Raw genomic sequence first — 19,801 nt, forward strand, 5'->3', positions numbered from 1 at the left:
ATAACCGGAGCTTAAAGGAGGAACCAAAATGTCCACATTGGCCAAAGCTATTATGTTGGCGGCGAAGCATCATGAAGGGCAGAAGGATAAGGGCGGCAATCCTTATGTTTTTCACCCGTTTCGTTTAATGCTCAGAGCGATGAAAGAAGAGGATCGAATCGTTGCCGTGCTCCACGACACGATTGAGGAAACGGCGCTTACCTTGGAAGATTTGCGCCATGAAGGCTTCGGCGCGGAAATCATTGCGGCGGTGGACAGTTTGACGCGGAGAGAGGAGGAGTCGTATGACGAATTCATCATGCGGATCAAGCGGAATCCATTGGCCAGAAGGGTAAAGGTGCTCGACCTTCAAGATAATACCGAGCTGACCCGCACCAAAAAACCGTCCGAGAAAACGGTTAAGCGATTGGAGAAATACAGCAAAGCTCTGGATATGTTGTTAAGTTAATTGATACATGTGTGCCGGTCCGATCCCAGACACAATTCGCCGAAGTCGATACTGCGGTGAAAATCCGGCTTGTCCGCGGTTACGAAGTTCCAGCTCACATAATGAGGCTCAGGAGTCCTGTCTCCGCTTTTGTAAAAATTTCCTCTTATGAGAGAGCCGCGAACAGGTTGAAAACCTGAAAATATGCCGGCCAGGAAGCCGAAAGGAATACGGAATGCCAGCTCCCGTTCCCGCGGCATTAAATTCAAAGTTCAAGTATCGGTTAGCGGGTGAAGGCGCAGGTCTCCGTGACTACAGTATGGATTTGTTCCGGTTTTCAATCAACCCTATCATGTTTCGCATAAGTATCCAGATGCCGCAACCCCCTTCTTTTTTCACCGGGATGCCAAAGACGGCGATCCCTTTCCCCCTATTAATCAGAAAATTCTTATTTATCTGACAATAACATACTGATATAATAAAACTATAAAACTGCGAAAACTGAATAGTCGGTTGGTATCGTCATCATCAACAAGAAGGAGGGAACTCTATGGCATTCTTGGACAAGCTGGCCGATTATCGGGAGAAGGAGCATGGACTGCATTGGGAAGGCACATTCATGGCGTATTTGGCTCTCGTGCGGGAACGCCCGGAGATCGCGGGGCTGGCCCATGACCGCATTTACCGGATGATCGAATCGGCGGGCATCGAGGACAAGGGCGATGGCAAGCGGGAATACAAGTTTTTCAGCTCGGCGCTGTTCGGGCTGGAGGACGATTTGCAGACGCTGGTCGAAGAATATTTCCGTCCGGCGGCCCAGCGGCTTGATGTGCGGAAAAGGCTGCTGCTGCTGATGGGACCCGTCAGCGGCGGCAAATCGACCCTCGTTTCCCTCCTGAAGGAAGGACTGGAGCAATTCTCGCGGACCGACGAGGGAGCCGTGTACGCGATCAAGGGCTGCCCGATGCAGGAGGAGCCGCTCCATCTTATTCCGCCTGAATTGCGGGCTGAATTTGCGCAGGAATACGGCGTGCGCATCGAAGGCGACCTGTGCCCGGTTTGCCGGCTTCGCCTGGAAACCGAATTCGACGGGCGCATCGAGGAGATGCCGGTCAAGCGTGTGCTGTTCTCCGAGGCGAAAAGAACAGGCATCGGCACCTTTGCCCCTTCCGATCCGAAGTCGCAGGATATCGCGGACCTGACGGGAAGCATCGACTTTTCCACGATCTCGCAGTACGGCTCCGAATCGGATCCGCGGGCCTACCGTTTTGACGGGGAACTGAACAAGGCGAATCGGGGACTCATGGAATTCCAGGAGATGCTTAAGTGTGATGAGAAATTTCTCTGGAATCTGCTGTCCCTGACGCAGGAGGGAAATTTCAAGGCCGGGCGCTTCGCCTTGATTTCTGCCGACGAGCTGATCGTCGCGCATACGAATGAAACGGAATACCGTTCGTTCATCGCGGGCAAGAAGAACGAGGCGCTGCATTCCCGGATGATCGTCATGCGGATTCCGTACAACCTGAAGGTCAGCGAGGAGGAGCGGATTTACGCCAAGCTCATCGGCCAATCCGATATCCGGGGCACGCATATCGCGCCCGCCGCGCTCTGGACCGCCGCGGTGTTCAGCGTGCTGTCGCGGCTTAAGGAGTCGAAGAAGCCGGGCGTCGACCCGATCAAGAAGATGTACCTGTACGACGGCGTCGAGGTCGACGGCGCGAAGAGCGGCGATGCGCAGGAACTCCGCAAGGAGTTTATGGATGAAGGGATGTCGGGCGTCGATCCCCGTTATGTGATCAATCGCATCTCCAGCGCGCTGATCAAAGGGGACAAGCGGTGCATCAACGCGCTGGACGTGCTGAAATCGCTGAAGGAAGGGCTAGACCAGCACGCTTCCATCTCCAAGGAGGAAAGGGAGCGTCTGCTCAACTTCATTACGCTGGCGCGCCAGGAATACGACCACAAGGCGCGGACGGAAGTGCAGCGGGCGTTCGTGTATTCCTTCGAGGATTCGGCGCATACGATGATGAACAATTACCTGGACAATGTGGAGGCATACTGCAACGGGTTCAAAATGAAAGATCCCATCACCGAGGAGGAGCGGGAGCCCGACGAGAAGCTGATGCGCGCGATCGAGGAGCAGATCGGCATTACGGAAAATCAGAAAAAGGCGTTCCGCGAAGAGATTCTGATTAAAATTTCAACGCTCGCCCGCCGCGGCCGCAAGTTCGAGTACACGTCCCACGAGATGTTGAAGGAAGCGATCGAGAAGAAGCTTTTCGCCGACCTGAAGGATGTGGTGAAAATTACGACGTCGGTGAAAAATCCGGACGAAGCGCAGCTGAAGCGGATCAACGAGGTGTCGGCGCGGCTGATCGAGCATCACGGCTATTGCGCGTCATGCGCCAATGAGCTGATGAAATACGTAGGCAGCCTGTTAAACCGCTAGAGGAAGGGGTGGAGCCGCATGGCCGGACATGAACCGTTATTCGTGTTATCGCACAACGATTGGTCGCTCCACCGCAAAGGCGAACTCGACCAGCAGCGCCATACGAGAAAGGTCAAGGAAGCGATCAAACAAAACCTGTCCGATCTGGTCAGCGAGGAAGCGATCATTACGTCGCAAGGCGACCGGATCGTGAAGGTGCCGATCCGCGGCATGGACGAGCCGAAGTTTCGATACGATTATTCGGACAAGCAGCGGGTCGGCCAGGGCAGCGGCGGGACCAAAGTGGGCGACGTCGTCGGACAGGCGCAGCCCGGGCCGGCCGGGCAGCCGGGGCCGGGCCGCGGCGGCGAACCCGGTGCGGGCGATCAGCCCGGCGTCGATTACTACGAGGCGGACATTACGGTGGACGAGCTGGCGGAGCTGATTTTCGAGGATTTGCAGCTCCCCCGTCTGAAGCCGAAAAGCGAGGTCGACCTGACGGTCGACGATATCCGCTTCAACGACGTCCGCCGCAAGGGGATGATGGGCAACGTCGACAAACGGCGCACGTTGATCGAAGCCATGAAGCGCCGGGCGCTTGCCGGCTATGACGGCGGCGTCTCCGACCCCGCCGCCGCGCTGCCCGCACCAAGGGCACCCGGGGAAGCGGGGGATGCGGTTCAGCCGCCGGGTGCCGCAGGCCAGGGGCTGATCCGCAATGAGGACATGCGGTTCAAAACGTGGGAGGACATCCGCAAGCCGCAGAGCGCCGCCGTCGTCATGGCGATGATGGACACCTCGGGTTCCATGGGCACGTTCGAGAAATATATCGCGCGCAGCTTCTATTTCTGGATGGTCCGGTTTCTGCGTACAAAATATGAAGAGGTGGAGATCTGCTTTCTGTCCCACGATACGGAAGCGAAGCGGGTCGGGGAGGAGGCTTTTTTCACGAAAGGGGAAAGCGGCGGGACGAAGTGCTCCTCCGTGTACAAGCTTGCCATCGAACTGCTCGACACCGAATTTCCGCAGTCCCGCTTTAATGCATATGCGTTCCATTTCTCCGACGGCGACAATCTGGATTCGGACAATACCGTCACAGCGGCCCTCGTTCGTGACATGCTGGAGCGGATCAATCTGCTCGGCTACGGCGAGATCCGCCGCTACGGCACGGCGGGTCGGCTGTGGGAGACGATGACCGGCATCGAGCACGAAGCGTTCAGCCGTTCGGTGCTGCGCGAGAAGGGCGACGTGTACCGCACTCTGAAACGCTTTTTCGGCGAAGCCGCCGTCGGGTGAGGAAGGGGAGAGGGCCATGAACCAAGCGGATTACGAACAGCTGGAGCGGGCGATCGGCCGCCTGACGGAGATGGCCGCCGCGGAAGGGCTGGACTTTTTCCCGATGCGCTACGAGGTGTGCCCTTCCGAGGTGCTGTACTCCATCGGCGCTTACGGCATGCCGACCCGCTTCGCGCATTGGAGCTTCGGCAAAGCGTATCAGCGGATGAAGTCGGAATACGATTTCGGCTTGAGCCGCATCTACGAGCTCGTGATCAATTCGAATCCCTGCTATGCGTTTCTGCTGGACCGGAACACGCTGCTGCAGAACAAGCTGATCGTCGCCCATGTGCTGGGGCATAGCGATTTTTTCAGAAACAACGCGATGTTCGCGGCCACCGACCGCAAGATGGTCGACCGGATGGCGGTGTTCGCGTTGCGGATGCGCGCGTTCGAGCAAGAATACGGCCCGGATGAGGTCGAGCTTGTGCTGGATGCGGGCCTGTCGATCCAGGAGCACATCGATCCGCAGGTCCGCGCCGGGCGCAAAGGCGGTTTCAGCGAGGCGGAGGGCGGCGCGAAGGACGTCGTCGGCTTTATCGCCGGCGGCAGCCGGGCGCTCAAGGACTGGCAGCGGGAAATTCTGTACATGCTTCGCGAGGAAATGCTGTATTTCTGGCCGCAGCTGGAGACGAAAATCCTGAACGAAGGCTGGGCCACGTTCTGGCATCTGCGGCTTGTGCGGCAGATGGAGCTCGACGATGCGGAGATTGTGGAGTTCGCGAAGATGAATGCGGGCGTGGTGCAGCCGGGCGGCGGAAGCGTGAACCCCTACTACCTGGGACTGCGCATGCTGGAATACATCGAGCGCCGGGAAGGGACGGAAGCGCTATTCGATATCCGCGAGATGGAATCCGACGTGTCTTTTCTGCGCAACTACTTGACCAAGGAGCTTGTGGAGGAGATGGATCTGTTCCTGTACGGACGCGACCGCGACGTCTACCGGGTGACCGAAAAGGACGTGGCAGCCGTCCGCGACACGCTCATCCGCCAGCGTACGAACGGCGGCTATCCGTATATCACGGCGATGGATGATGATTACCGCAGCAACGGCGAGCTGCTGCTTCTGCACCGGTACGAGGGGCTGGAGCTCGACCGCAAATATGTGGACCGCACGCTGCCGCTCGTCCACCGGCTGTGGGGCCGGCCGGTCCATCTGCAGACGCGGGGCAAGGACAGCGCGGAGCTCCGGTACTTTTATGACGGGAGCCGGGTGCAGGCGGTATAGGCCCAGGGAAAGCGAACGGAGATTTTATAGGAAAAAGGGGCGCCGCTGTCGAAGCGGCGTTCGTTTGTGCGGGCGATTTTCCACAAACGCACGAAACGATGGACATGCCGGTGTTCATCGGGGATAATCGAGGTATCGGAACAGCAAATCTCTTTATCATTGAACAGGAGAATCCAAATGGCAAACAAACATCGAATTGCTGTCGTCGGCTGCGGCGGAATGGCAAACACCTGGATGGAGTATGCATTGGGACGCGAAGATTGCGAGATTGTAGCCTTGGTCGATATCCGGCCGGAGTCCGCGCAGGCGATGGCGGAGAAATACGGCTTATCCTGCGGCGTGTATACGGATCCAGCCGAGGCGATAGAGGCGTCCGGCGCTACGCTCGTGTTCGACGTTACCGTTCCGGCCGGCCATTTCGAAGTAGGCACGACGGCAATGAGGCTCGGGTGCGATGTGTTCGCGGAGAAGCCGCTGGCGGAAACGCTGGAGCAATGCCGGGAAATGGTCCGGATGAGCGAGACGACAGGCCGCATGCACGCGGTCATGCAGAACCGCCGGTATAATCCGCAAATAATCGCGCTTCGGGAGATGATCGAATCCGGCGTGATCGGAAGGCCCGGATTCGCGGGCGTGGACTTTTACATAGGGGCGCATTTCGGCGGGTTCCGGGATGCGATGGACAACCCGCTGCTGCTCGATATGGCCATCCATACGTTCGATCAGGCGCGGAAGATTCTCGGCGCCGATCCGGTGTCCGTCTACTGCCAAGAATACAATCCGCCGGGCTCCTGGTATGCCGGCTGCTCGTCGGCCGTCTGCATTTTCGAAATGTCGGACGGGTCCGTTTTCAACTACCGGGGCTCGTGGAGCGCGGAAGGGGCGCAGACCTCCTGGGAAGGCGAATGGCGGGTCACCGGCGAACGGGGCACGATCATCTGGGACGGAAGCCATGCGCCATATGCCGAAACGGTGGCGGCGGGCAACCAGGAGGGCAAATTCATCCGGGATTTCGTCAGGCTCGAAGCCGAGGTTCCCTCTCTGAAGAACGTCGGCCACCACGGCTGCCTTGATGACATGTTCGATGCGCTTGCGCATGGCCGCCGGGCCGCCACCGACTGCCGCGACAACATCCTCAGCATGGCGATGGTGTTCGGCGCAATCGAGAGCGCGAGGACCGGCAGCAAAGTGAGCATCGGCATCTGAACCGACTCCGCTGTCGTCCCAATCATGGCTTCCGGATTACCTCGGCCGCATGAGCTGTGCAAATTCGCCCGTATTCGCGATAACGAGGTTATTTACCCGGGCGAGGAGATAAATGAAAATAGAAGCCGCACTTTTTAGGGGGATGACGCGATGACCTTATCGATCGGGATTGTGGGAACAGGCTGGTTTGCGAATGAGCATGCGGCCAGGCTGGCCAAGTTTGATGACGTTTCTGTTCGCGCTTTCTGCGGAACAATTCAAGAGAAAGCGGAACGGATAGCCGGCCGGTACAGCGGCGCGCGCGGCTACGACAGCTTGGTCCGGATGCTCGACGACAACAAGCTGGACGCCGTTTACCTATGCGTGCCGCCTTACGCCCATGGCGAACTGGAATTTGAGCTTGTTGAAAGAGGCATTCCGTTTCTGATCGAGAAGCCGCTTGGCGCAGACCTTGAGATACCGACCCGGGTATTGCAAGCGGTTGAAGCCAAAGGGCTGTTGACCTCGGCCGCTTACCATTTTCGCTATATGCAGGGTGTGCAGCAGGCGAAAGTATTATTGGAAGGACGCAAAATCGGGATGGCGCTCGGTTACTGGACCGGCGATATGCCCGGCGTCAGCTGGTGGAGGCGTTTCGACCAATCGGGCGGCCAGTTTGTGGAGCAAACCACTCATATCGTCGATTTGCTCCGCTATTTGGCGGGAGAAGTAACCGAGGTCTATGCCAACTATGCGCAGCGCGTCATGCATGAGAAAGAGAGCGGGGTCCGTGTGCCGGATGTCGGCACAGTGGCCATCAAGTTGGCAAGCGGTGCCGTGGCGAACATTGCCAATACTTGTATTTTGCCGACCAGCCATTTAACGGGACTTCATATTTACACCGATCAAGGCGTATTGGAATTAACCCATAACGGGCTGAGAGACATCCGATCGGACCGGACGACGGAGTATTTCAACAGAACCGATCCGTACGAGACGGAATCCCGCGCGTTCCTGCATGCGGTGTTGACCGGAGACGCTTCCGGCATTCTGTCCACCTATGCGGATGCCTGGTTGACTCAACAGGTGACCGTGGCCGCGAACCGGTCGGCGGCTGAAGGACAACCGGTAACGATAGCTTAGGCAAAGTGTGAGAAGGACCGGGCAGATTTAACTTGCCCCGGTCTTTTTTTTGCCGTAATGTTGTATTACATTTGAATGCGCTTACCTTATTGTGTCGCAGCCGTACCGTATACCTTTGAGGAAACGGAGACCGTCCATGGATACTTTGCTCGACTTGTTCAAATTCAAAAAAATCCGCGGCAAACTGTTTATCCTTACGACGGTTATCACGCTGATTCCGATGCTGTTCATCAGTATTGCCGTTTACCGGATATCCGCCGACCGTCTTATGCTCAAAGCGGAGGAGCAGAGCTTTGCGGCGGGCAGCATCGCCAACCAGTATCTCGATCGGATTCTGGTCGACTTCAGAGACTTGTTCAACGTTATCATCAGCAGCTCTCAAATTCAATGCACGCTAACGGGAAGCAACGATCAGGTATGCCAGAACGTACAAGCCGCGAACGATGAGAGCGACTATAGTTACATCCGCAACTCGTATCGGATCAACAACGCGATGAATACGATCACGCAATCGAAATCGTATGTCGTCCGTTATGTGATCTATCATATGACGGCGCCGCCGGAATGGCGGTTATACGGTACTTATATCAGTCCCTCGGAAGCGGAGGAATGGTATAAACAATTAGGGGAAAACAATATGCCGCTGATCAGGGACGGAAGGTCGCTCGACCAGAACAGAAAATGGAACGGGGAAACGATGCTTGTCGGCAAGCTTCTGAAAAGAACGGGCGGAGATTTCGAACCGCTCGGGTTTATCATTTTGGAAATCGATAAAGAACGGTTTTTCGAGGGTTTTTCATTTCTTAATGCGGACGAGCAATCCCGGTTCATGATTGCAGACAAAGACGGAAGTTTGCTGTACTCCCTCCCGAATGCGGATGAGGAGAAGGAGGCGAATGCCGCATTGTACGCAGCCGCGAGGCAGGCCGATCCGCATGCGGGCCAGTTTGTTTCCATCAATAGGCAGTGGATGGGTGCGGCACAGCAGAGTCAGCTTTTCGGCTGGTCGATTATGCATGTAATTGATGCGGACAGTCTGTCCAAGGATGCGCGCTCGATTAGGACGATTATTATATGGATCTTCATTGGAACGCTTGTCTTCGGTTTGCTCCTGGCGAACTGGATCAGCGGTACGATTCGAAGGCCGCTTAACCGATTGTCCCTGCTTATTAAAGTGAGCGGTTCGATCGATACCCCGTCGGCCGTCCGGTTTGACGCGCAGGATGAAGTAGGACAGATCGGGCGGCGTTTTCTGCGGATGATCAATGAGAACAAATCGCTTAACGAACAAGTCTATAATGCGCTCATGAAGCGGAAGGAAGCGGAGATTCACGCGCTGCAGGCTCAAATCAATCCGCATTTTCTGTACAATACATTGGAGTCTCTCAAATGGCTGGCGTTCTCCCGCAACCAGCCGGATATAAGCGACGTGATCGGCAAGCTCGGCAAGTACTTCCGATTGACCATCAATAAAGGCAATCAAATCATAACGGTACAAGAAGAACTTGATCATGCTCTCGCGTACTTTCAGGTGCAAAATTTCCGTTATACGGACCGGTTTGATCTCATTCTCTCCTTTGAAGACGACATCGGCCGTTATCTGGTGCCGAAGTTCATTATCCAGCCTATCGTTGAGAACGCCATTTATCACGGTCTGAAGGAAAAGGAAGGACAAGGCACGATCGTCATATCCGGTCAGGTTGAAGACGGCATCCTGTCGTTCCAAATCACCGATGACGGCCAAGGCATAACGCCTGAGCGCGTTAAAGAGATTACGGAAGCGCTTGACGCCGAAGAGACGAGCGTTACCTATGGATTGAAAAATGTGCACGAGCGGTTGAAACTCGGATTCGGCCAGGGGTTCGGCGTGAGCATGACGAGTGAACCGGGGCTCTATACGACAATCAAGCTGGCGATGCCGGCGATAATGGAATCGGGGGAAGCGGCCCATGAATCAAACGATGCAACAAACGATGAAACGAACGGTGAAGGCTTTGATCGTTGACGATGAATTCCATATCCGCCATGGTATCCAAATGGCCGTACCCTGGGGAGATTTCGGCGTGGAAGCCGTCGAGGAAGCGGGGGATGGGAAAAACGCGATTGCGCTGTTCGACGAGCATTCGCCGGATATCGTATTGCTCGACATTAACATGCCTGGGATAAACGGTATGGAGGTAGCGAGGCATATACGGGGACGAAACGGATCAACACAAATTATTTTCTTGACGGGCTATGACGATTTTCACAAAGCGAGAGAAGCGATCACGCTGCAAGCTTCGGACTATCTGCTAAAGCCGGTATCCTATGACGAACTTCTGCAGTCGTTGGAAAAGGCGGCCATGAAGGTGACCGTAAACCGCAAGGAATCGGGCTATCTGGATGATCTGCAGCGAAGACTGGCCATACCCGGCAGCAGAGGACAAAAGCTGCTCGCCAAAGAATTGTTTGTGCTTGGCGAGCTTCGTGCGGGAGCGGGGTCCGGGTGTCAGGGAATGATGGAGGAATGGTTGGACGAGCTGAGTCAATTGCCCCTTACGGAAGCTAAAATCATCGCTTCGCAATTTGTCGTCTATGCGGCCCGATTGTCCGTTGAGATGGGGCATGAACTGCCGGTACACGCGCAGCAATCGCTCGAAGCGCTGGGCGGGTGCGATACCGTTCAGGGTTTTATGAAACAAATGCGCGAATTTATTACAATTCTATCCGAACGGGTTCGGAATTCCATGGATAAGCCCGTCACCCACTCGATTGAACAGGCAAGGGAATGGATCCGCGAGCACTTGAGCGAGGAGATAAGCTTGCAAACATTGGCTGCGGCCGTTCATCTCAATCCTTATTATTTGAGCCGTTTGTTTAAGCAGGAGACGGGTGAAACCTATTTGGAGTTTACGACGCGAATCCGCTTTGAGAAGGCCCGTGAGTTGCTGACAAGCAGCGCATTGAAAATGCATGAGATTGCCGAGCAGGTAGGCTTCACGGATGCCAACTATTTCAGCATTGCATTCAAGAAGCACCAGGGAGTCAGCCCTACCGATTTTAGAAAGAGATTTCAATAATCCTCGAAAAAGAAGTCAATAAATCAAAGACCGGCGCAACGGATTCTATGGAGCCTTCCCCGCAGAAACATTCATAATGAATTTGTAAGCGTAACCATCGATGGAGGGGGAAAAGCAAATGGCTCAACGTAAACGGTCGATTGTCATCATGCTTCTGCTTGTTGCAGCGCTCGTGGTTTCCGCATGCAGCAGCAATTCCGGAAGTGCGGAAAATACCGGCGGCTCGTCCGACGGAGGGACGGCCGGCAATAACGCTAATGGGCCGGCAAGCCCGCCGAGCGGGGAAAAGGTCAAGCTCAAGTTCATGTATTGGGGCAGCGCTTTCGAGAAAGAGGCAATGGAGAAAATGATCAAATCCTTCAACGAATCCAACCCCGGCATTGAAGTGAAGGGCGAGCACGTTCCCGGCGACTACAATGCGAAGATCAATACGCTGATGGCCACCGGCGAACTGCCGGATGTCGCCTATCTGGGAGAAGGGCTGGCGCTGAAATGGGCAGCGGACGGCAAGGTGCTGGACATGACGGAGTATCTGGACATGTATCCCGAGCTCGCAAACCGGCTGGAACAATCCTATTATTATTACGCGCCGGGCAAGACGATCGGCACGAATACGGCGGCCGAAATCATTGCGCTGTACTACAATAAAGATTTGTTTGAAGAGGCGGGACTTGATTTGCCTCCTACGAACGGAGCCAACGCCTGGACCTGGCAGGAATTCGTGGATATAGCGAAGAAGCTGACGAAGGACGGCAGCGGCCGAACACCGAACGATGCCGGCTTCGACCCGAAAAACATCGTGCAGTACGGCGTATCGTTCCCGACCTGGATGGGCGGATGGTATCCGTTTCTTCTGAGCAACGGCGCGGATATCACGAATGAGGACGGCACGAAATACGCGCTGAACTCGCCGGAAGCAGTCGAGGTGTTCCAGGCGCTGCAGGATTTGATGTACAAGGACTACGTGGCGCCGACGGCCACCCAGCAGCAGAATATGCCGGCAACGAACGTCAGGCTGCAGACGAAGAAAGTAGCCATGGCGATTGAAGGACAATGGGCGCTGCTCGACTTTGCCTCGACCAAAATGAATTTCGGCATGGGGGTACTTCCGAAATTCAAAGAGGCGAAGACGATGATGCTCGGGGCTCCGACCGTTATTTTCTCCAGCACCAAATACCCGAAGGAAGCTCTGAAATTTTATATCTATCATAACAATCCGGAGCAAGTCGACCTGTACAAGAAAGGTCTGTGGATGCCGCTGGAACAAAAATATTACACCGATCCGGCGACAATCGATTCGTGGATCAAGAATGACGCCCACCCTCCGGAATACAAGGAAGCGGTTATCGATTATACGTTGACTTACGCCGGTCGTTCGCCCTCCTACTCGCTGAAAAACTTTGCGGAGATCGATCCGAAAATTTCCGCTTCGCTGGATAAGATCTGGACGAATAAAGAACCGGCCGACAAAGTGCTTCGCGATATGGAAAAGGATATTCAGCCTCTGCTCCAGGGCAAATATGACATTGAATAAGTAGAGGCTCATGGAGAGTCCTTGTCGCCAAGGGCTCTCTGCTTCTCAAGCCGCGTTCGTCCCGAGACTTTGCTATACGAGGAGGAATGACATGAACGCCGTCGCAGACGAGCTTTCCGTCAATGCCGCGCAGCTCTCGCGTAAAACGCGGCTGTCAGGGATTGCGCGCATGGAAAGAAAATGGGGGGTCCTGTTCGCGCTTCCCGCCATGTTGGGATTTATCATCTTCGTGGCCGGGCCGATGATCGCTTCGCTTATTTTCAGCATGACCGACTGGAGTATCGGGTCGGACATGAAATTTACCGGTTTGGAAAATTACAGGACAATGGCGGCCGAGGATCCATTGTTCAGCAAATCGCTTTTCGTGACGCTCTATTATACGATCGGAAGCGTGCCGCTCGGTATTATGGCCGCCTTTCTGATCGCCATGCTGCTGAACCAGAAGGTGAAAGGGCTCGCCATTTTCCGCACCGTTTATTATTTGCCGGTGCTGGTGCCCAGCATCGCCAACAGCATGTTGTGGCTTTGGCTGTTCAACCCGGATTTCGGTTTGTTCAACTCGATGCTAAGAAGCGTCGGACTGCCGGGCTCTCAATGGATTTACAGCGAGACGGCCGCGATTCCCTCCCTTATTTTGATGAGCACATGGGGCGTTGGCAATGCCGCGGTTATTTTTTTGGCCGGCCTTCAAGGCGTACCGGGCCATTTATACGAGGCGGTTGAGGTGGACGGCGGCGGGGCGCTGCGCAAATTTTGGCATGTCACGCTCCCCTCGATGACGCCGACCATATTTTTCAATGTCATCATGGGGATGATCGGCACGCTGCAGGTGTTCGACCAGGCTTACGTCATGACCAACGGCGGCCCGAATAACGCGACTTTGTTCTACATCTTTTATTTGTACCGCAAGGCTTTCTCGGAAGCCCAGATGGGTTATGCGGCGGCGCTTGCCTGGGTGCTGTTCCTGATCATCATGGCGCTTACGGCCCTGGTTTTCCGTTCTTCGCGCTTCTGGGTTTATTACGAAGGGGAGGGGAAGTCATGAGCATCAGCTCAACGAGACTCATACACCGGGTCGCCGTTTACTTTATTCTGATTGCGGGCAGCATCGCCATGATTTTTCCGTTCGCCTGGCTGCTCCGAAGCTCGCTGATGTCCACTGCGCAAATTTTCATTTTCCCGCCGGAGTGGATTCCCAGGCCGTTCGAGTGGCGGAACTATAGCGATGCGCTGACCGTCGTACCCTTTTTCCGCTACTTTCTGAATACGATGACGATTGAGGTATCGGTTGTGGCCGGTGTGTTGATTACGAGCACGATGGCGGGATACAGCTTTGCCAGATTGAAGTGGCCCGGCCGGAATCCCGTGTTCGGCTTGATACTCAGCACCTTGATGCTCCCTTACGCCGTCACCCTGATTCCGACGTTCGTCCTCTGGAAATCGCTCGGCGCAATCAACACGTATTGGCCGCTGATCGTTCCGGCCTGGTTCGGAGGAGGCGCATTCAACATCTTTTTGCTTCGCCAATTTTTCAGCACGATTCCCAAAGATTTGGACGAAGCGGCTTATATGGACGGCGCCAATCCGTTGACCGTTCTTTGGCGGATTCTGATCCCGCTTTGCACGCCGGCGCTGATCGTGATTCTGATTTTTACGTTTATCGGCACGTGGAACGATTTTCTGGGTCCGCTCATTTACTTGAGCGACAGCAATAAATTTACGCTGGCGCTCGGCCTCGCTTCCTTCCGGGGGATGTACAACGCGCAATGGGGCTATTTGATGGCCGCTTCAACCGCGATTGTGGCGCCCATCATCGTCTTGTTCTTCATCGGGCAGCGTTATTTTATCGAAGGCATCACGCTTACCGGAATTAAAGGTTAAATTCGGCTTTAACGGGGAGGAACACGAATGAGTACGCAAACGGCAGCACCGCTGCGCAATTGGGGACATGTACCTTTTGCGAGCGTGAAGATCAGTGACGATTTCTGGCGTCCGCGAATCTCTCTGCTGAAAGACGTTACGTTAAGGGTTTGTCTGGACAAATGCGAGCAAACGGGCCGGATCGCCAATTTTGTGAAAGCGGCCGGACTTGCCGAGGGTGAATTTCAAGGCATTTATTTCGATGATTCCGATGTGTACAAAGTGCTTGAAGGGGCGTCCTATTCCCTCATGATCGACCGTGACCCGGAATTGGAAGCGGAAATTGACCGCATTGCAGAGCTTATTGCCTCGGCACAGGAGGAGGACGGCTACTTGTGCACCTACTTCACGCTCAAGGAGCCGGACCGCAAATGGACCGATATGGAAAAGCATGAGATGTATTGCGGCGGCCATCTGATCGAGGCGGCGGTCGCTTATTATGAAGCCACAGGGAAACGAACGCTGATCGATGCCGCATGCAGGCTGGCCGATCACTACGACAGCCTGTTTGGTCCCGGCAAACGCCATTGGGTGGAAGGGCATGAGGAAATTGAGCTGGCGCTTGTCAAATTGTACCGGGTCACAAAGGAAGAACGTTATTGGAAATTGTCGTTATGGCTGCTGGAAGAGCGGGGACGCGGCCACGGTGTCGGAGCGATCTGGGATAAAGAGGAATGGGGGCCGGGCTACTGCCAGGATGACGTGCCTGTCAAGGATATTCGCCATGTAAAAGGTCACGCCGTACGTGCCATGTATCTGTACGCGGCAATGACCGATGTCGTTCATGCCTCAGGCAATCCCGATTATCTTGATGCTTTATTGCGAGTATGGTCGCATACGGTGGAAAGGAACATGTATATTACGGGAGGAATCGGGCCTTCCCGGCATAATGAGGGGTTTACGCACGATTATGATCTGCCGAACGAGAGCGCCTACTGCGAAACGTGCGCCGCAATCGCCATGGCCTTCTGGAACCACCGGATGAATCTGCTGCTCGGCGATGCCAAATACGCCGATGTGGTCGAACGCGAAATGTACAACGGATCGCTGGCCGGGCTCTCCCTTTCCGGTGACAAGTTTTTTTACGTCAATCCGCTCGCGTCCAAAGGCGATCATCACCGAGTGGAATGGTTCGATTGTTCTTGCTGTCCGACGAATCTGGCGCGCTTCCTTCCCTCCATCGGTAATTACGTCTATGCGCGTTCGCAGAAAGGGATCGTCGTGAATCAGTATATCCAGGGAACCGGCGACTTTCGGGTAGGCGGAAGCGACACGAATGTTCGGTTAAAGCAAACGACGGCCTATCCCTGGCAGGGTGACATTGCCCTTGAGGTTGTGCCCGAGAGAGACGAGGCGTTCGAAATCCGTATGCGGATTCCTGGATGGTGCAGGGGATACCGGCTGGCAGTGAACGGGGAGCCGGTACCCGCTTTCGAAGTACGGCTTGAAAGCGGCTATGCCGTCCTGGAACGGAACTGGTCACAGGGGGACGTCGTCCTGCTGCAGCTCGACATGCCCGTGGAGGTCGTGCGTGCCCGTGCGGAAGTGGAAGCGGACAGGGGCATGATCGCGATCCAACGGGGACCGGTCGTCTATTGCGTTGAACACGCCGACAATCCGCATTTGGAGTATCAGTCGTTCGCGGTTCGCGCCGGTGAAGCTTTCGCTTATGAGTACCGTGCGGATGTATTGGGAGGGGTTGTCTTGCTGGCCGGCAGTACCGGAGAAGGGAAGCCGTGCACGTTGATCCCTTATTATGCTTGGGACAATCGCCAGCCCGGATTCATGCAGGTATGGATCACAGAAGCCGAAGACCGATCGTTGTATGCTTGGTAGTAACGAATAAACCATATTTGCGATGGGAGTGTTTGCGCGATGACAGTGCGGCAGAGTTTGAAACAAACGGCATTCGAGGCATTGCCGCTCGGCAGCATTAAACCGGCGGGTTGGCTCAAGGACCAGCTCCGCATTCAGGCTGACGGATTAACCGGACATCTGGAGGAGCATTGGGCTGATGTGGGGCCGGGCAACGGCTGGATCGGCGGGTCGGGCGAAAGCTGGGAGAGGGGGCCTTACTACCTGGATGGGCTTGTTCCTTTGGCGCATTTGCTCGAGGACGAGCGGCTGATCGCCAAGGCGAACCGGTGGATTGAATGGTCGCTCGCCAGCCAGAAGCCGGACGGCTCCTTCGGGCCGGAACGGATTGAAACGGTGAACCAGGATATCGATAAGAACCATGACTGGTGGCATTACATGATTATGCTGAAGGTGCTTATCCAGCATGAGGAAGCGAAAGGCGACGAGCGGGTGGTGCCGTTCCTGCTGCGTTATTTCCGTTATGTTGCCGCCGCGATCGACAGACTGCCTCTGAAGGACTGGGCGGAAGCGCGGGGCGCGGAGATGCTGCTGGCGGTCCAATGGACATACAAGCGCACGGGCGAGCAGTTTCTGTTGGAGCTGGCGGACAAAGTGGCCGCGCAGACGATGGATTGGACCGGGATTTTGCAGGATTTCCCGTTCTGGCGCAAGGTGGAGCATTGGGACCATCGGACGCATGTCGTCAATGTGGCGATGGGCGTCAAAACGCCGGCCATCCGGTACGAGCTCACCGGCGATCCGAAAGAAGAGGAAGCGGTACGGCGCGGGATTCAAAGCCTGATGACTTACCACGGTCAGGCGCACGGGATGTTCTCCGGGGACGAGTGGCTGTCCGGCACCGATCCGAGTCAGGGAGTGGAGTTGTGCGCGGTTGTCGAGTATATGTTTACGATGGAGCATTTGGTGAGGGTTTTCGGTGACGGGCAGTATGGCGATATTCTCGAAAAAGTGGCCTTCAACGCGCTTCCGGCCGCGATCTCGGCGGATTGGACTTCGCACCAGTATGACCAACAGGTGAACCAGATCATGTGCAATGTCGCCAAGCGGAACTGGAGCAATAACGATGAGGCGAACCTGTTCGGCCTCGAACCGAATTTCGGATGCTGCACGGCGAATATGCACCAAGGCTGGCCGAAACTGGCGGCTCATCTGTGGATGTCGGACGGAAGGGGAGGCCTTGCGGCCGTGTCCTACGCGCCTTGCCTGGTGCGGACGAAAGTGGGAGCCGGCGGGACGGAGGCGACGCTGGAGGTTGGCGGGGGCTATCCGTTCCGGGAAACGGTGACGATGAAACTCTCGTTAGGACGTCCGGAACGTTTCGCGCTACGGCTGCGGATTCCGGCATGGTGCAACAATCCGATGCTTGCCATCAACGGCGAAACGGTACAGATGGACGTCGAGAAAGGCTTTGCTTGCATTGAGAGGGACTGGGTTGACGGCGATGCGATCGAGCTGCAGCTGCCGATGGAAGTAAGAACCGTCCGGCGCAATCTTTATGCAACCAGCATAGAACGGGGGCCGCTGGTGTATGTCCTTCCTTTGGGGGAGATTTGGCAGCCGCACATCAAACGGGAGCTTTTCAGCGATTGGGAGGTTTATCCGTCGACGCCTTGGCGCTTCGGTTTGTATGAGGGAGCGGACTTCTCGGTCGCTGCGGAAGATATTCCGCGCCAGCCTTTTCTCGCCGACCAGGCACCCGTTCGAATTAAAACAAGAGGCAGTCTGGTGCGCAACTGGAGGACGGAATTGAACAACGCCGGGACACCGCCGCTTAACCCGGATACGAAGGGTCAAGCTGTGCAGGAGTTGGAGCTCGTTCCTTACGGCAGCGCCAAGCTTAGAGTCGGTGAATTCCCGCTCATTCGCCGAGGGTGATTGGAATAAAGATCAGCTTCGTCATTATACGGCGGAGTCAACCTGTTGAGAAACCCGCGTCTGTATAGGACACAGGGATAGGGTTTCTCTGTTTTGTTCCCTGCTGGCCGGCTCTTACTCACTCTTTTCCCGCTCCTTTTTTACATACATGCCTACAACGAGCTGTACCCAGATCGCTCAGCTTTCAGCCCGCGCGCCCGCTGAGATCCCCGTCCCGGTAACTTCAGTTGGATTTCATGCCACGCAAAATCAGGAAGTAGTCCACTTCTGTTCGCTAGGTTGGATTCTCTCCAGCGAAAATTAATCGACGAGAGCGCTGGAGGGAAAAAGCGGTCAATTCGTTGGATGTTTTCCAACATAGACCGGCCTTTCCGTGAAAAGAGTTTGTTTTGGTGGATGATTTCCAACCGTGGATTGCCGGATTCGCTTCCTTGAGCAACAATGCCGGCCGTTTTAATAAACAACCCGTGATGCTCGTTAGCGAGCGTTCACGGGTTGTTTGCATTTGCGATGTTTATCTTGCGTACAACTCAGCCGGTTGCGGCGGCGCCGGATACGTCAGCGAGCCTTGATCGGCCAAGGTATTCATGTTGTTTGCCTTGAGCATCCGCTCGGACAAGGTGAACAGCGTATCGCCCGCATACAGAATACGGCGCACGGCCTTGGTGTAATCGTAACCGTACTGGCCGCTTGCGGCCATGTCTTCCGCCGTGAGATGCGTGATGCGGCCTTGCAAGGCGAAGCCTTTTTGCGGATCGATCCGGTACACATAAGCGCCTTGGTATGTGAATTCGCCGTAGGCGGGAAAACCGCCCGGGGCCGGCTTCTGATTCTTGTCTCGGATCTCCCTTACTTCCACGGGAAACGCCATGAGCCCTTTGCTCTTGGAGAACAGCAGCGCTTTCGGGTCGTACAGCAGCTCGGAATCGGTGCCCCTGTCGCCGATGACTTCCTTGAACTTTTGTTTCGGGCTACTCACGTCGGACACGTCGAACAGGGCGATTTTCATCCCTTGGTAGTATGCCGTCGTCTCATTCGGACCCATGCCTTTCGATGGAAGCTCAACGGTTTCTTTGCCGAAGCCGATGACATAATTCTCGTTGTAAGGATGCAGATAATCGCTGTAGCCGGGAATTTTGAGCTGTCCCAGCACGGCCGGCTTGGCGGGGTCGCGCAGATCGATCGCGAAGAGCGGATCGACGTTGCGGAAAGTGACCATATAAGCGCGCCCGCCCATGAACCGCGTCGAGTAAATGCGCTCGCCCGGTGCGAGATTCTCCAGCTTGCCCGTGACCGCCATCTCTTCGTCCATCACATAAAGGTTGTTCGTGGACCGCGCGGCGCCGGTTGCCCACATGTCGCCTTTGGTGGTGGCGATCCGGAAAAAGCCGTCATACTCGTCCATTGCGAATTGATTCAGTATCGATCCCGGCACCAACCCTTCACCCGCATAGACCACGGTTCCCCGATCCATTCGGAATTTATATAGCTGCGTCTCCTGGCGGTAAGCGGCTCCGGATGGAATGTATTTGCCCACTGCCACATACAGGTTTTTCGGCGAGGCGTATACGGTTTGGCCGGAGCCGAGGTAACCGGACACCTGCATCTCCCGGTCCGGCCGGTCCAAATCGAGCGCGCCGATGACCATCATGCTCGTATCCGGCGAAGCCGGGAAGTATCGGATGGCATCGAGCGGCAGCCGCTTCAGTCCGGAGGAGTTCGCCGAGTCGCGATAGACCGGCTGGAACGCTGTTGCCGCCTCGGTCGTTTCGCTCTTGCCGGATTCCAT

At 55.6% G+C, this 19,801-nt stretch carries 15 protein-coding genes; 13 read left to right on the forward strand and 2 right to left on the reverse strand.

From position 1 onward, the window contains the following. The first annotated feature begins 28 nt into the window (after window positions 1–28). The gene (locus tag RWM61_RS14170) at window positions 29–448 is read left to right on the forward strand and encodes an HD domain-containing protein (protein ID WP_314001886.1); all 420 of its coding nucleotides are present in this window, start codon (window positions 29–31) and stop codon (window positions 446–448) included. On the opposite strand, the gene RWM61_RS20320 is transcribed toward RWM61_RS14170, so the two are convergent. Next, window positions 445–687, reverse strand: a complete 243-nt coding sequence (locus tag RWM61_RS20320) for a carbohydrate-binding family 9-like protein (protein WP_399538678.1) — start codon at window positions 685–687, stop codon at window positions 445–447. The genes RWM61_RS14170 and RWM61_RS20320 overlap by 4 nt on opposite strands. Window positions 688–977: 290 nt before the next feature. Between RWM61_RS20320 and RWM61_RS14175 the strand changes: the two genes are divergently transcribed. The 12 genes from RWM61_RS14175 (at window position 978) to RWM61_RS14230 (ending at window position 18,012) form a co-directional block, all read left to right on the forward strand. Next, window positions 978–2,876 (forward strand): PrkA family serine protein kinase, encoded by a 1,899-nt coding sequence (locus RWM61_RS14175; RefSeq protein WP_314001888.1) that lies wholly within the window; start codon window positions 978–980, stop codon window positions 2,874–2,876. 18 nt (window positions 2,877–2,894) lie between these two features. Then, on the forward strand, window positions 2,895–4,151 hold the full coding sequence (gene yhbH, locus RWM61_RS14180; protein ID WP_314001890.1) for a sporulation protein YhbH: 1,257 nt from the start codon (window positions 2,895–2,897) through the stop codon (window positions 4,149–4,151). Between the two features lie 16 nt (window positions 4,152–4,167). Then, window positions 4,168–5,418 carry a SpoVR family protein gene (locus tag RWM61_RS14185; RefSeq protein ID WP_314001892.1) on the forward strand — a complete coding sequence of 417 codons (1,251 nt, stop codon included), beginning with the start codon at window positions 4,168–4,170 and terminating at the stop codon, window positions 5,416–5,418. 177 nt (window positions 5,419–5,595) lie between these two features. After that, window positions 5,596–6,624: a Gfo/Idh/MocA family oxidoreductase gene (locus RWM61_RS14190; RefSeq protein WP_314001894.1), complete on the forward strand. Its 1,029-nt coding sequence runs from the start codon at window positions 5,596–5,598 to the stop codon at window positions 6,622–6,624. A gap of 150 nt (window positions 6,625–6,774) precedes the next feature. Next, a complete protein-coding gene (locus RWM61_RS14195; RefSeq protein WP_314001896.1) occupies window positions 6,775–7,746 on the forward strand; it encodes a Gfo/Idh/MocA family oxidoreductase in 972 nt (323 codons plus the stop codon). A gap of 136 nt (window positions 7,747–7,882) precedes the next feature. Then, window positions 7,883–9,751 (forward strand): sensor histidine kinase, encoded by a 1,869-nt coding sequence (locus RWM61_RS14200; protein ID WP_314001898.1) that lies wholly within the window; start codon window positions 7,883–7,885, stop codon window positions 9,749–9,751. Further along, window positions 9,696–10,805, forward strand: coding sequence for a response regulator (locus tag RWM61_RS14205; RefSeq protein WP_314001900.1), 1,110 nt, complete (start codon window positions 9,696–9,698; stop codon window positions 10,803–10,805). Before RWM61_RS14200 ends, RWM61_RS14205 begins: the two co-directional genes overlap by 56 nt. A 118-nt stretch (window positions 10,806–10,923) precedes the next feature. Next, on the forward strand, window positions 10,924–12,339 hold the full coding sequence (locus RWM61_RS14210) for a sugar ABC transporter substrate-binding protein (RefSeq protein ID WP_314001902.1): 1,416 nt from the start codon (window positions 10,924–10,926) through the stop codon (window positions 12,337–12,339). Window positions 12,340–12,430: 91 nt separating this feature from the next. After that, the gene (locus tag RWM61_RS14215; protein WP_399538673.1) at window positions 12,431–13,384 is read left to right on the forward strand and encodes a carbohydrate ABC transporter permease; all 954 of its coding nucleotides are present in this window, start codon (window positions 12,431–12,433) and stop codon (window positions 13,382–13,384) included. Next, window positions 13,381–14,220: a carbohydrate ABC transporter permease gene (locus tag RWM61_RS14220; protein WP_314001904.1), complete on the forward strand. Its 840-nt coding sequence runs from the start codon at window positions 13,381–13,383 to the stop codon at window positions 14,218–14,220. Before RWM61_RS14215 ends, RWM61_RS14220 begins: the two co-directional genes overlap by 4 nt. Window positions 14,221–14,247: 27 nt before the next feature. After that, window positions 14,248–16,095: a beta-L-arabinofuranosidase domain-containing protein gene (locus RWM61_RS14225; RefSeq protein WP_314001906.1), complete on the forward strand. Its 1,848-nt coding sequence runs from the start codon at window positions 14,248–14,250 to the stop codon at window positions 16,093–16,095. A 39-nt stretch (window positions 16,096–16,134) separates the two neighbouring features. Then, window positions 16,135–18,012 carry a beta-L-arabinofuranosidase domain-containing protein gene (locus RWM61_RS14230; RefSeq protein WP_314001908.1) on the forward strand — a complete coding sequence of 626 codons (1,878 nt, stop codon included), beginning with the start codon at window positions 16,135–16,137 and terminating at the stop codon, window positions 18,010–18,012. A 514-nt stretch (window positions 18,013–18,526) separates the two neighbouring features. On the opposite strand, the gene RWM61_RS14235 is transcribed toward RWM61_RS14230, so the two are convergent. Continuing rightward, a partial coding sequence (locus RWM61_RS14235) for a beta-propeller domain-containing protein (protein ID WP_314001910.1) occupies window positions 18,527–19,801 on the reverse strand: 1,275 nt, incomplete at its 5' end.

This window comes from uncultured Paenibacillus sp., from assembly GCF_963515335.1.
In the GTDB taxonomy this organism is placed as follows: domain Bacteria; phylum Bacillota; class Bacilli; order Paenibacillales; family Paenibacillaceae; genus Paenibacillus_I.

Excerpts from the sequence above, each read along its gene's own strand:
- RWM61_RS14225 (WP_314001906.1), top strand. The coding sequence starts at position 14,248 with ATGAGTACGCAAACGGCAGCACCGCTGCGCAATTGGGGACATGTACCT.
- RWM61_RS14200 (WP_314001898.1), top strand. The coding sequence starts at position 7,883 with ATGGATACTTTGCTCGACTTGTTCAAATTCAAAAAAATCCGCGGCAAA.
- RWM61_RS14175 (WP_314001888.1), top strand. The coding sequence starts at position 978 with ATGGCATTCTTGGACAAGCTGGCCGATTATCGGGAGAAGGAGCATGGA.
- RWM61_RS14230 (WP_314001908.1), top strand. The coding sequence starts at position 16,135 with ATGACAGTGCGGCAGAGTTTGAAACAAACGGCATTCGAGGCATTGCCG.
- RWM61_RS14215 (WP_399538673.1), top strand. The coding sequence starts at position 12,431 with ATGAACGCCGTCGCAGACGAGCTTTCCGTCAATGCCGCGCAGCTCTCG.
- RWM61_RS14195 (WP_314001896.1), top strand. The coding sequence starts at position 6,775 with ATGACCTTATCGATCGGGATTGTGGGAACAGGCTGGTTTGCGAATGAG.
- RWM61_RS14210 (WP_314001902.1), top strand. The coding sequence starts at position 10,924 with ATGGCTCAACGTAAACGGTCGATTGTCATCATGCTTCTGCTTGTTGCA.
- RWM61_RS14220 (WP_314001904.1), top strand. The coding sequence starts at position 13,381 with ATGAGCATCAGCTCAACGAGACTCATACACCGGGTCGCCGTTTACTTT.
- RWM61_RS14170 (WP_314001886.1), top strand. The coding sequence starts at position 29 with ATGTCCACATTGGCCAAAGCTATTATGTTGGCGGCGAAGCATCATGAA.
- RWM61_RS14205 (WP_314001900.1), top strand. The coding sequence starts at position 9,696 with ATGAATCAAACGATGCAACAAACGATGAAACGAACGGTGAAGGCTTTG.
- RWM61_RS20320 (WP_399538678.1), bottom strand. The coding sequence starts at position 687 with ATGCCGCGGGAACGGGAGCTGGCATTCCGTATTCCTTTCGGCTTCCTG.
- yhbH (WP_314001890.1), top strand. The coding sequence starts at position 2,895 with ATGGCCGGACATGAACCGTTATTCGTGTTATCGCACAACGATTGGTCG.
- RWM61_RS14185 (WP_314001892.1), top strand. The coding sequence starts at position 4,168 with ATGAACCAAGCGGATTACGAACAGCTGGAGCGGGCGATCGGCCGCCTG.
- RWM61_RS14190 (WP_314001894.1), top strand. The coding sequence starts at position 5,596 with ATGGCAAACAAACATCGAATTGCTGTCGTCGGCTGCGGCGGAATGGCA.